16 protein-coding genes are annotated in these 15214 nt (G+C 60.4%); 8 read left to right on the plus strand and 8 right to left on the minus strand.

The window, feature by feature from the left end:
* Positions 1-108: 108 nt before the first annotated feature.
* The 4 genes from AC4OVS_RS16350 (at position 109) to AC4OVS_RS16365 (ending at position 2863) form a co-directional block, all read left to right on the plus strand.
* Positions 109-1197: an oxidoreductase gene (locus AC4OVS_RS16350; protein ID WP_063150844.1), complete on the plus strand. Its 1089-nt coding sequence runs from the start codon at positions 109-111 to the stop codon at positions 1195-1197.
* Positions 1198-1254: 57 nt separating this feature from the next.
* On the plus strand, positions 1255-1998 hold the full coding sequence (locus tag AC4OVS_RS16355) for an SDR family NAD(P)-dependent oxidoreductase (RefSeq protein WP_038415642.1): 744 nt from the start codon (positions 1255-1257) through the stop codon (positions 1996-1998).
* A 183-nt stretch (positions 1999-2181) separates the two neighbouring features.
* Positions 2182-2484, plus strand: a complete 303-nt coding sequence (locus AC4OVS_RS16360; protein ID WP_022647393.1) for a type II toxin-antitoxin system RelE family toxin — start codon at positions 2182-2184, stop codon at positions 2482-2484.
* Entirely contained in the window at positions 2459-2863 is a 405-nt protein-coding gene (locus AC4OVS_RS16365) for a helix-turn-helix domain-containing protein (RefSeq protein WP_022647392.1), read from the plus strand. The genes AC4OVS_RS16360 and AC4OVS_RS16365 overlap by 26 nt, the downstream gene beginning before the upstream one ends.
* Here the strand turns inward: AC4OVS_RS16365 and AC4OVS_RS16370 are convergent.
* Together AC4OVS_RS16370 and cstA are read right to left on the minus strand one after the other, a co-directional pair.
* On the minus strand, positions 2860-3057 hold the full coding sequence (locus tag AC4OVS_RS16370; protein WP_006809671.1) for a YbdD/YjiX family protein: 198 nt from the start codon (positions 3055-3057) through the stop codon (positions 2860-2862). The two genes, AC4OVS_RS16365 and AC4OVS_RS16370, sit on opposite strands and share 4 nt — an antisense overlap.
* Before the next feature lie 104 nt (positions 3058-3161).
* Positions 3162-5267, minus strand: coding sequence for a pyruvate/proton symporter CstA (gene cstA, locus AC4OVS_RS16375; RefSeq protein WP_038415638.1), 2106 nt, complete (start codon positions 5265-5267; stop codon positions 3162-3164).
* A gap of 268 nt (positions 5268-5535) precedes the next feature.
* On the opposite strand from cstA, the gene AC4OVS_RS16380 reads away from it, so the two are divergent.
* Genes AC4OVS_RS16380 through AC4OVS_RS16390 form a run of 3 tightly spaced genes read left to right on the plus strand, consistent with a single transcriptional unit; the run spans position 5536 to position 7818 of the window.
* On the plus strand, positions 5536-6231 hold the full coding sequence (locus AC4OVS_RS16380) for a nucleoside recognition domain-containing protein (RefSeq protein WP_022647389.1): 696 nt from the start codon (positions 5536-5538) through the stop codon (positions 6229-6231).
* Positions 6228-6692, plus strand: a complete 465-nt coding sequence (locus AC4OVS_RS16385; RefSeq protein ID WP_023305665.1) for a YjiG family protein — start codon at positions 6228-6230, stop codon at positions 6690-6692. The genes AC4OVS_RS16380 and AC4OVS_RS16385 overlap by 4 nt, the downstream gene beginning before the upstream one ends.
* 13 nt (positions 6693-6705) lie before the next feature.
* Positions 6706-7818, plus strand: coding sequence for a M20 family metallopeptidase (locus AC4OVS_RS16390; protein WP_491922569.1), 1113 nt, complete (start codon positions 6706-6708; stop codon positions 7816-7818).
* 90 nt (positions 7819-7908) lie between these two features.
* Here the strand turns inward: AC4OVS_RS16390 and entH are convergent, their stop codons facing one another.
* Genes entH through entC form a run of 5 tightly spaced genes read right to left on the minus strand, consistent with a single transcriptional unit; the run spans position 7909 to position 12734 of the window.
* Positions 7909-8322 carry a proofreading thioesterase EntH gene (entH, locus tag AC4OVS_RS16395; RefSeq protein ID WP_022647384.1) on the minus strand — a complete coding sequence of 138 codons (414 nt, stop codon included), beginning with the start codon at positions 8320-8322 and terminating at the stop codon, positions 7909-7911.
* Positions 8322-9074 carry a 2,3-dihydro-2,3-dihydroxybenzoate dehydrogenase EntA gene (entA, locus tag AC4OVS_RS16400; RefSeq protein ID WP_491922570.1) on the minus strand — a complete coding sequence of 251 codons (753 nt, stop codon included), beginning with the start codon at positions 9072-9074 and terminating at the stop codon, positions 8322-8324. Before entA ends, entH begins: the two co-directional genes overlap by 1 nt.
* Positions 9074-9928, minus strand: a complete 855-nt coding sequence (locus AC4OVS_RS16405) for an isochorismatase (RefSeq protein WP_022647383.1) — start codon at positions 9926-9928, stop codon at positions 9074-9076. Before AC4OVS_RS16405 ends, entA begins: the two co-directional genes overlap by 1 nt.
* A gap of 10 nt (positions 9929-9938) precedes the next feature.
* The gene (entE, locus tag AC4OVS_RS16410; RefSeq protein ID WP_023305662.1) at positions 9939-11549 is read right to left on the minus strand and encodes a (2,3-dihydroxybenzoyl)adenylate synthase EntE; all 1611 of its coding nucleotides are present in this window, start codon (positions 11547-11549) and stop codon (positions 9939-9941) included.
* Between the two features lie 9 nt (positions 11550-11558).
* Positions 11559-12734: an isochorismate synthase EntC gene (entC, locus tag AC4OVS_RS16415; RefSeq protein ID WP_491922571.1), complete on the minus strand. Its 1176-nt coding sequence runs from the start codon at positions 12732-12734 to the stop codon at positions 11559-11561.
* 188 nt (positions 12735-12922) lie between these two features.
* Here entC and fepB point away from each other — a divergent pair, with 188 nt between their 5' ends.
* A complete protein-coding gene (gene fepB, locus AC4OVS_RS16420; protein ID WP_032676374.1) occupies positions 12923-13882 on the plus strand; it encodes a Fe2+-enterobactin ABC transporter substrate-binding protein in 960 nt (319 codons plus the stop codon).
* A gap of 77 nt (positions 13883-13959) precedes the next feature.
* Here the strand turns inward: fepB and entS are convergent, their stop codons facing one another.
* The gene (gene entS, locus AC4OVS_RS16425) at positions 13960-15186 is read right to left on the minus strand and encodes an enterobactin transporter EntS (RefSeq protein WP_046618940.1); all 1227 of its coding nucleotides are present in this window, start codon (positions 15184-15186) and stop codon (positions 13960-13962) included.
* Positions 15187-15214: the final 28 nt, after the last annotated feature.

Here is a 15214-nt window from a genome sequence, read left to right on the forward strand (position 1 = left end):
GGTTGACTGACAACGACGGAAAAGGCATAAGATAAAGCGAAATATTATTAGCCATCCGGATGTCCAGACATAACATCGGGTTAGCGCTTGCTAAAAAAGGACAACTTCATGAGCAACACCAATATCCGCGTCGTGCCCGGCCCGGCGAACTACTTCTCTCATCCGGGAAGCCTTGCGCACCTGGATGATTTCTTTACTCCGGAACAGCTTTCCCGCGCGGTGTGGATCTACGGCGAGCGGGCTATCGAGGGCGCACGCCCTTATCTGCCGCAGAGTTTTAACGCAACGGGGGCAAAACATCTGCTGTTTAAGGGCCATTGCAGCGAGCGTGACGTCACTCATCTGGTGAACGCGTCGGGTGGTGAAGCCAGCGTGGTGATTGGCGTGGGCGGCGGTGCGGTAATGGATACCGTCAAGGCCGTGGCGCGTCGTCTGGGCGTGCCGTTCGTGGGCATTCCCACCATCGCCGCCACCTGCGCGGCGTGGACCCCGCTCTCCGTGTGGTACAACGATGCCGGGCAGGCGCTACAGTTTGAGATTTTTGACGACGCCAACTATCTGGTGCTGGTGGAGCCGCAAATCATCCTTAACGCCCCGGCGGAATACCTGTTGGCAGGCATCGGCGATACGCTGGCGAAGTGGTACGAAGCGGCGGTACTCGCCCCTGAACCGGAAAACCTGCCGCTGACCGTGCGTCTTGGCCTGAACGGTGCGCTGGCGATCCGCGACGTGCTGCTGGAGCGCAGCGAAGAGGCGCTGGCCGACCAGCAGCGCGGCGACCAGACGCAGGCGTTTCGGGACGTGGTGGACGCCGTTATCGCCGGTGGCGGTATGGTCGGCGGTCTGGGCGAACGCTATACCCGCGTGGCGGCGGCACATGCGGTGCACAACGGCTTAACCGTGCTGCCGCAGACGGAAAAATACCTCCACGGCACCAAGGTGGCCTACGGCATTCTGGTGCAGAGCGCCCTGCTCGGTCAGGAGGACGTGCTGACGCAGCTGGTGGCGGCATACCAGCGTTTTAACCTGCCGACCACGCTTCGCGCGCTGGAGGTCGATATCCATAACCGCGACGAGCTGGACAAGGTCATTGCTCACACCCTGCGCCCGGTGGAGTCGATTCACTTTTTACCGATTACGTTAAGCCCTGACGTTCTGCGCGCCGCGTTTGAGAAGGTGGAATCCTTCAGCCGTTAATCGCGCCGACGGGCTATACCTAATGATGATTCTCTCCACTCTTACAACGAGGTCATCATGCAGATCGATTTAACAGGTAAAAAGGCGCTGGTCACCGGCGCCAGTCGTGGGCTGGGTCGGGCGATTGCGCTGTCGCTGGCACGCGCCGGTGCCGATGTGGTTATCACCTACGAAAAATCCGTCGATAAAGCCCAGCAGGTCGTCGATGAAATCAACGCGCTGGGGCGACACGGCGAGGCGATTCAGGCCGACAGCGCCAGCGCGCAGGCGATTCAGGATGCGGTCACGCAGGCGGCGCGCTCCCTCGGCGGGCTGGATATTCTGGTCAATAACGCCGGGATTGCACGCGGCGGCCCGCTGGAGTCCATGACCCTGGCGGACATCGACGCTCTGATCAACGTCAATATCCGCGGCGTGGTGATCGCCATTCAGGAAGCGCTGGTGCATATGTCTGACGGCGGACGCATCATCAACATCGGCAGCTGTCTGGCGAACCGCGTGGCGCAGCCGGGGATCGCCGTCTACTCGATGACCAAATCGGCCCTAAACTCCCTTACCCGAGGTCTGGCCCGCGATTTAGGCCCGCGCGGCATTACCGTCAACCTGGTTCATCCCGGCCCGACCAACAGCGATATGAACCCGGAAGACGGCGAGCAGGCGGAAGCCCAGCGCCGGATGATCGCGCTTGGTCATTACGGCCAGCCGGAGGATATCGCAGCGGCGGTCACCTTCCTCGCCAGCCCGGCTGCGGGGCAAATTTCCGGCGCCGGTCTGGATGTGGACGGCGGTCTGAACGCCTGATCGCAAATTTACTGTATGCCTCTGTCGCCCGGCAGAGGCCTGTTCGAGTCGCCTCGACGATTCGCGTTTTGCCGCTTTCTCGCGGTTTTTCTCCGCTCTACAGTACCCCATAAGAAATTCGGAATTTATCTAATAGTCTTATTATTTCCTTATGTTTTGTGTGGGCGTACAGTGGAGGTACGGATGAAGATTGTCTGGTCTAAAACAGCAGAGAAGCAGTTTTCTAAAATCGATCCTCGATATCAGAACCGCATTAAATTCAGGCTGGAGAAGATGGACGATAAAACATCACCTGTCGCGGATATCAAGAAATTATCTTCTCCCGAAAACCACTACAGGTTGCGATTAGGTGATTACAGGGTCATTTACACCTTCGGGGATCCGCCGGGTGATATCTGCTACGTAGTGGCAGTAAAACGCCGGACAACCACTACCTACCTTCATGAGGAGCATACGGAATATGACTATTCAGTTCATCAAGGATGAAGAAGGAAAAAAACAGTATGTTGTCATACCCTACGGTGAATATTTTCGCATGCGTTTAGCCATGCTTGAGTACGATGACGATGATGAAAACGACTGGGAAGACATCCCTTACGAATCAGACATCTACGATAACGTAGGTTTACCGGGTGAAGTGTGCGACATCATGCATAACGAGAACGTCAGCCTACAGGCCGCCTGGCGCATTTTACGCGGTATGTCCCAGCAGGAGGTGGCGGAGAAGCTTGGCATCAGTCAGTCCGCCGTGTCACAGCTGGAGGCGCTGGACTCCCGACCGCAAAAGCGCACCCGCGAAAAGCTGGCGGCAATTTACGGCTGTAAACAGGAGCAGATCAGCCTCTATTTACCAAAAGAGGGTTAACAGCACTTCGCCCCGCCCTTGCCGCCGTAACGGGCGTCCTGGCGGTCGCGGAAAAACTCTTCGTAGGTCATTGGCGTCTGATCCGGGTGGTTGACGCGCATATGCTCGACGTAGTTGTCGTAATCCGGCACGCCAATCATCATTTTAGCGGCCTGGCCCAGGTATTTACCTGCTTTGGAAAGGGTGTCGAACATAGTCAGTTTCTCGTTTGTTTCCCTCACCCCGGCCCTCTCCCGGAGGGAGAGGGAGGATAAGAAATGTAGGCCGGGTAAGGCGAAGCCGCCACCCGGCACACGGGTTAATGCGCCCCTTTCGCCTGGGTGACAATCTCGTCCAGGTTCTCAGGCATTGGCTCATACGGCGTCTCTTTCGCCGTTGGCGTGTCGACTTTCAACGCCGCCAGCGCGGTTTTCAGAGAATACAACGCCAGCACCACAACCACCACCATAAAGAAGATGGTCAGCCCGGCGTCCAGACGGTTGTTAAACACCAGCTGGGACAGCTGAGATTCGGTGTACTGCGCCGGGATCTTGCCGCTGTCGATCATCGCCTGGAACTTGTTGGCAATGGCCAGGAAGCCCACCTTGTTGTCCGGGCTGAAGGCTTTCTGCCAGCCTGCTGTCAGGGTACAGATCAGCAGCCACGCCGTTGGCACCAGCGCCACCCATGCGTAACGCTGGCGCTTCATCTTGAACAGGACTACGGCACAAAGCATCAGCGCCATGCCCGCCAGCATCTGGTTGGCGATACCGAACAGCGGCCACAGGGTGTTAATGCCGCCCAGCGGATCGACCACGCCCTGATGCAGGAAGTAGCCCCACGCCAGCACGCACAGTGCCGTCGCCAGCAGGTTAGCCGGGAGTGAATCGGTACGTTTCAGATTCGGGGAGATCACCCCCAGCAGATCCTGCAACATAAAGCGCGCCGCGCGCGTACCGGCATCCACCGCCGTCAGGATAAACAGCGCCTCGAACAGAATGGCGAAGTGATACCAGAACGAGACATCCATCAGCCCGCCCAGCGCACCGTGCAGGATGTAGGCCATACCCACCGCCAGCGTCGGCGCCCCGCCCGCACGGGAGATAATCGACTGCTCGCCGACCTCGTTAGCGATATGCGTCAACGTTTCAGGGGTAATCGCAAAGCCCCAGCCGCTCACCACCTGCGCAGCAGAGGCGACCACGTCAACAGTGCCGGCCGGGGCCAGTACCGCCATCGGGCTGTTCATCGCGAAGTACACGCCCGGGTCGATAATACAGGCCGAGACAAGCGCCATAATCGCCACGAAGGATTCCATCAGCATGCCGCCATAGCCAATCAGGCAGGCCTGATTTTCATTCGCCAGCATCTTCGGCGTGGTCCCGGAGGCGATAAGCGCATGGAAGCCAGACACTGCCCCACAGGCGATGGTGATAAACAGGAACGGGAACAGATTGCCGGTCCAGACCGGGCCGGTGCCGTCAATGAATTTGGTCAGGGCAGGCATGGTCAGGGTCGGGCGCATAATCAGAATGCCGATCGCCAGCCCGACGATGGTACCAATTTTCAGGAACGTAGAGAGGTAGTCACGCGGGGCCAGCAGGAGCCATACCGGCAGCACCGCCGCCACGAAGCCGTAGCCCACCAGCATCCAGGTCAGCTGCACGCCGGTGAAGTCGAAGAACGGTGCCCAGGTCGGGCTTTCCGCCACCCAGCCACCGGAGATAATAGCAAACACCAGGAACACCAGGCCAATGACTGAAACTTCACCAATGCGTCCCGGACGCAGATAGCGAATGTAGATCCCCATGAACAGCGCCAGCGGAATGGTGAAGGCGACGGTATAGGTTCCCCACGGGCTGTGGGTCAAGGCTTTCACCACAATCATCGCCAGTACCGCGAGGATGATGACCATGATCATAAAGGTCGCCACCAGCGCAATCACCCCGGCAGTTGCCCCCATCTCCTCTTTCACCAGCTCACCCAGCGAACGACCGTCGCGACGGGTGGAGACGAACAGCACCATGAAGTCCTGCACCGCGCCCGCCAGCACCACCCCCGCGAGGATCCAGATCATCCCCGGCAGATAGCCCATCTGCGCCGCCAGTACCGGCCCCACCAGCGGGCCTGCCCCGGCAATCGCCGCGAAATGGTGACCGAACAGCACTTTTTTATCGGTCGGCACGTAGTCCAGACCATCGTTATGACGCACGGCCGGCGTCATGCGCGTGCCGTCTACGCCCAGTACCGTCTTCGCGATATAACGGCCATAAAAACGGTATGCGATCAGATAAATGCAGACGGAGGCGACCACGATCCAGAGCGCATTGATCTGCTCCCCCCGGTTGAGGGCGATGTAGCCCAGGGCAAAGGCTCCCACAACGGAGAGCCCTGCCCATATAAGGTATTTCCCTGAGTTGTTCATAATGGTTATCCGTTGTTGTGAAACAGTGAGATGTTACATTTTGTTTCTAGAACAACGGATAAAATTTAACAACTTTGAAACGCAATAATGCGTGGTCAAACCAGACATTTACACCACATTGTTAAGCCGATCACTTTCGTAGCGTCACCGTTCACACTTTTACCTTTTTCGGCCAGACACCGCCTTACGGAATGATTTGTATCATTTTTTTTGGCCATAACCTCGCCAGAATGATCCTGCGCAATCGCGTGCATACAAGGAAAAGGATATGAACAGTTCAGTACCTCAGGATAGTCAGGTCGGGCCGGGCGCGTACTTCGCGCTGGCGTTTGCAGCCGTTTTCTTCTCGGGTCTGTTAGGCGGACAAGAGTGGTACGGCGTCTTTGATTTCACCACCCTCAACGGCGCATTTGGCAAAGTGGTCAGCAAAGCCAGTCTGGATGACGGTACGTTAACCACAGCCAGCAGCGCCTTTCGCGGCACCGGCGGCAGCGGCGCGATGGACGGGTTTCTCTTCGCGCTCGGTTTAATTCCCGCGGTGATGTTCGCCCTGGGGATGATCAACGTGCTGGAGCACTATGGCGCCCTGCGTGCCGCGCGAAAACTCTTAACTCCTCTGCTGCGCCCGCTATTGGGGATCCCTGGCACCACCGGGCTGGCGCTGATTGGCAGCCTGCAAAGTACCGACGTGGGCGCGTCGCTTACCCGTAATCTCTCTGATGAAGGGCAAATCAGCGAAAAAGAGAAAGACGTTTTCGCCATGTTCCAGTTCTCCGCCGGGGCGATGATCACCAACTTTTTCTCTTCCGGGGCGATCCTCTTCACGCTGCTCGCCGTTGACGGCACGGCGGCGGTGCCCACCTCCATCGGGGCCTGTATCGCGGTGATGTTTATCATGAAAATTGTCGGCGCCAATCTGCTGCGCCTGATCCTGACGTTTACCCATAAAGGAGACGCCGCATGAGTGCCCCACAGTCCAATCCCGTCATTACCGATGTGTTTATCGAAGGCGCGCGCAAAGGCTGGAGCATTGCCACCAGCAGCACGCTGCCCAACGTGGTGATGGCCTTTATCATCATCAAGGCGCTGGAAATTACCGGCGCGCTGAAAGGGCTGGGCACGATCTTCTCCCCGCTGATGGGCCTGTTTGGCCTGCCGGGCGAAGCGGCCGCCGTGCTGATTGGCGGCTGGATGTCGATGGGCGGCGGGATCGGCGTTGCCATCGGCCTGTTTGATAAAGGCATCCTCACCGGCGAGCACCTGGCGATCCTGGCGCCCGCCATCTACCTGATGGGCTCGCAGGTGCAGTACCTGGGCCGCATTCTGGGGGTGATTGGCACCCGCGCCAAACGTATTCCGCTGATGATCGCCCTCTCGGTGGTCAACGCTTTCTTAGCCATGCTGCTGATGCGCATTATTCTCTGAACAGGACGTGAACATGAACCTTGACCATTATATCGAAGAGCTGAAAACCCTGGTGAACGTAGACTGCGGCACCCAGACGATTGACGGCGTCGCCGCTGTTGCAGGCATCATGCAGCAACTGTGGCAGCGCGAAGGCTGGCATACGGAGCAGGTGAACCTGGGCGACAAGGTGGGGCCCGGCGTCTTCGTCAGTAACAAGCCGCAGGCGGAACGGTTCGACGTGCTGCTGGTCGGGCATCTGGATACCGTATTTCCCGCCGGCACCGTGGCCGCGCGTCCGCTGAGCGAGGATGAAACCCGCCTGTACGGCCCCGGCGTCTCGGATATGAAGAGCGGACTTCTGAATATTTTGTGGGCAATGCGCGCGCTTGACGCCGCAGACAACGATCGTCTCGCGATTGCCGTTGCGATGAACCCGGACGAAGAGACCGGATCTGTCCATTCCCATGAGTGGATTGGCGAGCTGGCTAAGCGTTCCCGCTGCGTGCTGGTGTGCGAAGCCGCCCGCGCCGACGGTTCGCTGGTGAAAGCGCGTAAAGGGATGGCGGGCTATCACCTCACCTTTTGCGGCGTGGCGGCACACGCGGGCAATGACCCGGAAAAAGGCCGCTCGGCGATCACCGCGCTGGCAAAGAGCGTTATCGCCATCAATGCGCTGACGGACTGGGATCGCGGCACTACACTTAACGTCGGCGTGATTCAGGGCGGCAGCGCGGCGAACGTGGTCGCGGACAGCGCTGTGGCAGAACTGGACGTTCGCTTCTGGGAAAACGACGAGTATGACCGGGTGAACCAGGCGCTGGAGTTGTTATGTGAACAAGGCTTTTTAGACGGCGTGACCACCACGCTGACGCGGGTTAATCACAAACCGGCGATGGCCGCGAGCGACGCGACGCAGGCGCTGATGCAGCAGGTTGAAGCGGCGGGTAAAGCGGAAGGCATCGACATTACCTGGCAGGCAGTCGGCGGCGGCAGCGACGCCAACCACACCGCCGCGCTCGGCATCCCCACGCTTGACGGCTTCGGGCCGGTTGGCGCCGGGTTCCACAGCCCGGCGGAATGGCTGGATAAAGCGTCCATTGCGCCGCGAGTTCGGCTGTTGAAGCGGGTGGTATCGATGTTGTAACAACCGCCGGGTGGCGCTTCGCTTACCGGGCCTGCATGTTTCGTAGGCCGGGTAAGGCGAAGCCGCCACCCGGCACTCCCGCCGCACAATCTAACCCAGCACCATCGTACTCAACCGACACGTACAGCACCGCCGCCCCTGCTCGTCGAACACCACAATCTCCCAGCTCTGACTGGAGCGGCCCAGATGCAGCGGCTGACATACGCCGCGCACCTTACCGTGAGAGACCGCGCGGTGGTGCGTAGCGTTCAGTTCCGTGCCCACCACATTCTGCCCGTCGCGGGTCATCAGAAAACCGGCCATCGACCCCAGCGTTTCCGCCAGCGCCGCCGACGCACCGCCGTGCAGCAGGCCAAACGGCTGGTGGGTGCGCGCATCCACCGGCATCTCCGCTTCCAGCGTATCGTCCCCGAGGCGGGTATAGACGATGCCAAGGTGTTCCACCATCGTGTTCTGGCTAGTGGCATTCAGTTCGTCGAGGGATAAATGACGTTTCCAGATCATTACGCCCCCAGCGTGGAGCCGCCGTCCACCACGATATCCTGCAAGGTGATATGGCTGGCGGCATCGGATGCCAGGAACAGCACGGTCGCGGCAATCTCCTGCGGACGGGCAATTTTACCGAGCGGAATGCCGAGTTTGAACTGCTCGCCGAAGCCGCGAATGCGCCGCTGTTCCGCATTATCGCTGGTCCACAACGTGCGCTGCATGTCGGTATCCGTAGAACCCGGCGACACCAGGTTACAGCGTACGCCGCTGCCCGCCAGCTCCAGCCCGACGGTCAGCGCCAGGCTTTTCAGCGCCGCTTTCGACGCGCCGTAGGCGCTCATGCCGATGCGCGGCGTGTGCGCCGCGTCAGAGGCTACGGTCACAATTGCCCCGCCCTGCTGACGACGGAACTGGCCCATCGTCTGCTGGAACAGGTTGAACGCGCCGCCGACGTTGACCGCAAAGGTCTGCTGCCAGTCCTCCTGCGAAAGCTGATCCGTCGCGCCCATACGCAGAATGCCCGCCGCGTTAACCAGCACGTCGAGCCGCTCAAGGCTGCTGAGCAAACGCCCACAGACATCACTCGCCTGCGCCGCATCCGCCACGTCCAGCGTTTCGGTGGCAAACGGATATTCGCCGTGAGGGAAAGCCAGATCGAACCCGGTCACCTGCGCCCCGGCCTCCACAAATGCCAGCGCGGTCGCATAGCCAATGCCCTTACCCGCGCCCGTCACCCAGACGGTTTTACCGGTAAAATCAAAAGCCATCACTTCACCTCGCGGGAGAGCAGCGCCCACCAGGCGTCGAGGGTCGGATTTTTTGCCAGCATCACGAAATCAATGTCGCCGTGCACTTTGCGCCAGCGGGCGGCCAGCGCCATCATCCGTACTGAATCCAGACCGTAGTCGATCAGGTTTTCGTCATCCATCGGCTCGTCGGACTCGTCCAGCAGCGGCAGGATCAGCTCACGCAGCGCGGCTTTCGTTGCCGGAACAGACGGCAGCAACTCGTCGGTCATCACCACGCGGCCCGAACGTCCTGCCACGTATTTCAGCGACATCAGGTGCTCGTCGCGGGTGAAATCCGCCAGCGCGTCGGCGATAAAGAACGGTTTGATGTCGCGCATAAAGGCGTCGGTGGCGGTGGTCATGCAGCCGATGTGGGCGTACACGCCGGTGATCAAAAGCTGGTTGCGGCCGGTCTCTTTCAGCATCTGCTCCAGCGGGGAGCGGTGAAACGCGCTGTAGCGCCACTTCACCAGCACGGTGTCCGCTTCGTCCGGGGTCAGCTCAGCGACGATGCGCTGCTGCTCCGGTGAGCGAGTCAGACCCGGCCCCCACATATCGTTCAGCAGGGCGCGGTCTTCATCGCTCTGATCTTTCGGCTGCGCGGTGTAGTACACCGGAATATTGTGCTCTTTGCAGTACGCGCGCAGTTTAGCGATGTTCGCCACCACCTGCTGCATCATGTCGCTATTTTCGCCCCAGAAATTCAGGAAGTACTCCTGCATATCGTGGATCAGCAGCGCGGCGCGCTCCGGTTCAAACGCCCAGCTTACTTTACTGGTCGGCAGTTCGGCGGCGGTTGGCAGCGCATATGCGGTTAATTTTGGAATAGCCATTCTCTGTTCCTCAGCCCCGGGCGCGTTCAGCAAGCCACAGGCGCAACTGTTTCTTATCAACTTTGCCGACCGGCGTGAGCGGAAGCGCATCCACGCTCTCCACGCGGTCCGGCAGCTTAAATTCGGCAACGCCCTGCTCGCGCAGGAAGCGGCGCACCTCCACCGCGCGCAGCGGCTGTTTCACCACCAGGTACGCGCAGCTTTTTTCGCCCAGCAGGCTGTCCTCCATGCTCACCAGCGCGGCGTGGATCACCGCGTCGTGGCGCAGCAGCAGGTTTTCGATCTCTTCGGCGGCGATCTTCTCGCCACCGCGGTTGATCTGATCTTTCTCGCGCCCCTGCACGGTGATGTAACCCTGCTCATCGATGGCGATCAGATCGCCCGAGCAGTAGAAGCCGTTGGCATCGAAGGCGCTGGCGTTGTGGTCCGGGCTGTTGAAATAGCCGCGGAAGGTGTAAGGGCCGCGCGTCATCAGACGCCCGACCTCCCCGCGCGGCAGCGGGTTGCCGTCCTCGTCCGCCACCCACACTTCATCGTCCGGGCACATCGGGCGACCCTGGGTATTGATGATGCGCTCCGGCGCATCGTCGAGGGCGGTATAGTTCACCAGCCCTTCCGCCATGCCAAATACCTGCTGAAGCTGGCAGCCAATTTCCGCCGGAATGCGCGCCGCAAGCGTGGCGGAGAGGCGTGCGCCGCCCACCTGGAGCAGCCTGAGGGATTTCAGCTGGGCGTTCCCCGCGCCGTCGGCAATCGCCTGCAACCACAGGCTGACCGCGGGCGGCACCAGCGAGGTGACGTTTATCTGATGCTGCTCAATCAGCGGGAAGCAGAGCGTGGCGCTCGGATCGTTCGCCAGCACCACGCAGCCACCCGCCGTGAAAACGCCTAACGATCCTGGCGAGCTCATGGCGTAGTTGTGCGCCGCGGGAAGCGCGTTCAGATAGCGGGTGTGCGCAGTGATACCGCAGATTTCGTTGCTGCGACGGATGCTGTAGTCGTAATCGTTATGCGTGCGCGGGATCAGCTTCGGCGTGCCGGTGCTGCCGCCGGAGAGCTGGAAGAACGCCACTTCGTCGGCGGGCGTCGGGTTCGGGATGAAATTGTCCGCCGGGCGCGCAATCGCCGCCTCCAGCGCATGTTCGCCCTTATCGCCACGCAGCAGCACAACGCGTACCGAGCGATGCGCATCCACAAAGGTGTTGAGAAAATCGTCGCCCGAGAACAGCGCGTGGTCGCGATCGGCAATCAGCACGGCGGGTTTGATCTGCTCCGCGTAGGCGTTGAGTTCACTGCGCTGATGGCTAAAGAGCGCGTTGACCGGCGCGACGCCGATTTGCAGTAGCGCGAAGAAGGTGATGTAGAACTCGGCCACGTTGCCAAGCTGCACCAGCGCGGTCTCACCGCGATGCAGCCCCTGCGCCTGAAGGGAGGACGCCAGATTCGTCACCGCCTGATTAAACGCGCGGTAGGTGATGCGGCGATCGCCGTCAATTATCGCGACCGTATCGCTGTCCGCATGGTCCGTCAGGATGTGGGTCAGCGGCAGATCCTGCCAGTAGCCTTTTTCACGGTAGCGGCGGGCAAACTCCTCAGGCCAGCGGGTAAAAGGGATGGTCATGAGTATTCCTTAGTGCAAACCAAACACGTTGAGCATGGTGGAGAGCTTCACGCCCGTCTCGCGCCACTCGCCGACCGGGGAGGAGGCAGGCACAATGCCCGCGCCAGCAAACAGGCGAACGGTATTTTGATGCAGCCGCGCGCAGCGGATAGTTACCACCCACTCGCCGTTACCTTCGCTGTCGCACCAGCCGACGATGCCGCCGAACAGCTCGCGGTCGAACGGCTCCAGCTCGGCAATCAGCTCTTTTGCCGCCTGATGCGGGAAGCCGCTCAGCGCGGGCGTCGGGTGCAGCAGGCAGGCCAGCGTCAGGGCGTTCTCGTTTTCACGTGCCTCACCTTCTACCGGCGTGGCCAGATGCCACAGCGTCGGGGTGGTGATGAGCTGCGGGGAAACTGGCATGCTCAGATGATGGCTACGCGGTTCCAGAATGGTTTTCATCGCCTGCGTGACCAGATCGTGCTCGTGGCGGTCTTTTTCGGAGGCCAGCAGCTTAGTGCCCGCTTCGCGATCCAGCACATCGTCCGGCTGACGGCGCGCAGAGCCTGCCAGCGGCAGCGAGCTAAAGTGCGCGCCCTCTTTGCGCAGCAGCAGTTCCGGGCTGGCGCCCAGCAGCACGCCGCCGTCTTCCAGCGGTACGTGGAAGTTAAAGCTCGCCGGGTTCTGGGCGATAAGACGCTCCATCAGCGCGCTGCTATCGATCTGTTTGTCGGTAGCGATATCAATCAGGCGCGACAGCACCACCTTATTCACCTGCGGCGTAGCGGTGAGCGACGCGGCGCGAGCAACCATCTCCTCGAAAACCGGCTGTGACGGGATCTCGGTGCGCTGTTGCACGTTCAGCGTCTGCGCGCCGGAGGCATAACGTGCGGACTGCTGACGCGCCGGGCGGGAGAAGGTTTGCCAGCGTTGTGGAATAAACAGCGATGACGGTTTGCGGGTATCGAAGGGGATCGCCCCTACCATCACCGGATGGGCAATGCCGCTGTTTTTCGCATTCCGGAAAGCCTGAGCTAATTTCTGCTGAAAGGGACCCGCCGGATCGTCACCGCCGACGGCGGGTTCAGAAAAACGGGCAAAACAGCCGGACGTGGTAAAACTGCGGTAAGGCGACATAAAGAAAAAGCTGTCTGATTGCAGCGTTGTCGCGGTGTGCTGAACTTCCTCAGCCAGGGACGTGTCCATATCATCCTCCTTAAAATGATAAAAGAAGCAATAATGATTATCATTTATATTTTCGTCGGCTAACCTAATCCCACATCGCCCCGCTGTCAACCGTCGGGCAAATAACTTGTGCGACAAACGCTTGCATCCCTTCCCTACAGCCCTGAAAATGAGAAGCATTATCTTCAATAAAATCAGGATGCCGCTCTGTGAAAATCGCTGCCGTTTGCCGCAATGCCCTTCTTTTAACAGGACTTTTTGTTTTAGGACTAACCTCAGCCCTCGCCGCCGACTGGCCGCGCCAGGTCACCGACAGCCGCGGCGTTCACACGCTTGAGAGCAAACCGACGCGCATTGTCTCCACCAGCGTGACCTTAACCGGCTCCCTGCTGGCCATTGACGCGCCGGTCATTGCCAGCGGCGCGACCACGCCAAACAACCGCGTGGCGGATGCGCAGGGCTTCCTGCGTCAGTGGGGCGATATCGCCAAACAGCGTAAGGTTGCCCGGCTGTACATCGGCGAGCCGAGCGCCGAAGCCGTCGCGGCCCAGATGCCGGACCTGATTTTGATCAGCGCCACCGGCGGGGATTCCGCGCTGGCGCTCTACGATCAGCTTTCCGCCATCGCGCCGACGCTTATCATTAACTACGACGACAAAAGCTGGCAGGAACTGCTGACCCAACTGGGGACGATCACCGGGCAGGAGACACAGGCCGCAGAGCGCATCGCTGCCTTCGACAAACAGCTCGCCAAGGTGAAACAGCAGATGAAGCTGCCGCCACAGCCGGTGAACGCCATCGTCTACACCGCCGCGGCGCACACGGCGAACCTGTGGACGACAGACTCCGCGCAGGGCAAGCTTTTGCACCAGTTGGGCTTTACGCTGGCCGACGTGCCTGCCGGGTTGCACACCTCAAAAAGTCAGGGCAAACGCCACGACATTATCCAGTTAGGGGGTGAAAACCTGGCGACGGGGCTGAACGGCGAAGGGCTGTTCGTGTTTGCCGGCGATCAGAAAGACGTGGACGCGATTTACGCCAACCCGCTGCTGGCGCATCTGCCGTCGGTGAAGAACAAGCGCGTCTGGGCATTAGGAACCGAGACGTTCCGCCTGGATTATTACAGCGCGATGTTGGTGTTGCAGCGTTTGAATTCAATTTTTAAATAAGTGGCACGTTCCCCGTAGGCCCGGTAAGCGCAGCGCCACCGGGCGTTTTGTCGGGTGGCGGCTACGCCTTACCCGACCTACAGGGTCTGCCTGAACCGACGCAACTCCACCAGAACCGCCAGTAAAATCACGCCAACAACGGCTAACACAAACCCGCTGCTGCTCGCCGACGCCACCGGGGTCATTATCGCCCCCAGCCCGCCGAGGATCGCCGCGCCAATCGCATCGCCCGTGACGTTCTGCGCCGTCCACAGGCCGTTAATGCGCCCGAGCATCCCTTCCGGCGTCTGGGTCTGGATCAGGGTGTACTGTAAAAGAGAGCTGACCGCGCTCAGCCAGCCGAAAATCACCAGACACATCACCCCCAGCGCCCACACCGGCATCAGGCTAAAGCAACCAATGGCGATAAACGAGGCCAGCGTCGCCACCAGCATGATCAACCCCGGTCTCGCGCTCTGCGCCAGGTTGCCGCTGGTCAGCGCCCCGAAGGCCGCACCGAGCGGAATGGCGGCGTACAGCACGCCAATCTCTGAGGCGCTCATCTGCCACTCACCCGCCAGCGCCGGATACAGCACGCGCACGGCGCTCGCCATCGTCAGCAGGCCGCCGAGCAGCGCAATGCCGCCAATCAATGGGTTGCTGAACAGGAAACGAATCGCGGCCATCAGGGACTTCAGCGGATGCTCGCGCGGCTGCGGCGGGGGTGGCAGGAGCGGCAGACGCAGTAGCGTCAGGGTGGTAATAAACGTTCCCGCCGCGGCAAGGCCGTAGTTCCACGCCACGTTGCCGGTCGCCAGCAACAGACCGCCCACCATCGGCGAAATCACCGAGCCGAGACGTACGGTGAGCATGGTGATCGCCCCCGCCTGCATCAGGTTCTCGCGCCCGACCAGCGCGGGCGTGGCCGCCAGCAGCGCCGTCACGCCTAACGAAGCAAAAAAGCCGTCCCACAATCCCAGCACGTAAATGGCCACCAGCGACGGCTCCGGCAGCATGGCGTTCAGACACAGCCCGACAAAGCCCACCCCGCAGGTGCCGCGCGCCAGCAGGATCAGCTTTTTACGCTCGTAGCGGTCCGCCAGCACGCCGCCCACCATCAAGCCGATAAACATCGCCCCGCCGGTTAAGGTGACGGATAACCCTACCAGCCAGCTGGAGTGAGTCATGGTCTGGATTTGCACCGGTACGGCCACACCAAGCAGACCGAGGGACAAAATGGAGATAAAGCGAGCGATAAAAACGGCGCGATACGCCGGGTGTGTTTTGAGCAGGCTGAGGTTAAGCAGCCAGGATTTTTGATTCATGACAAAGCCTTGAGTCTATTTCTACCCA

Source organism: Enterobacter sp. 4974935 (assembly GCF_058661735.1).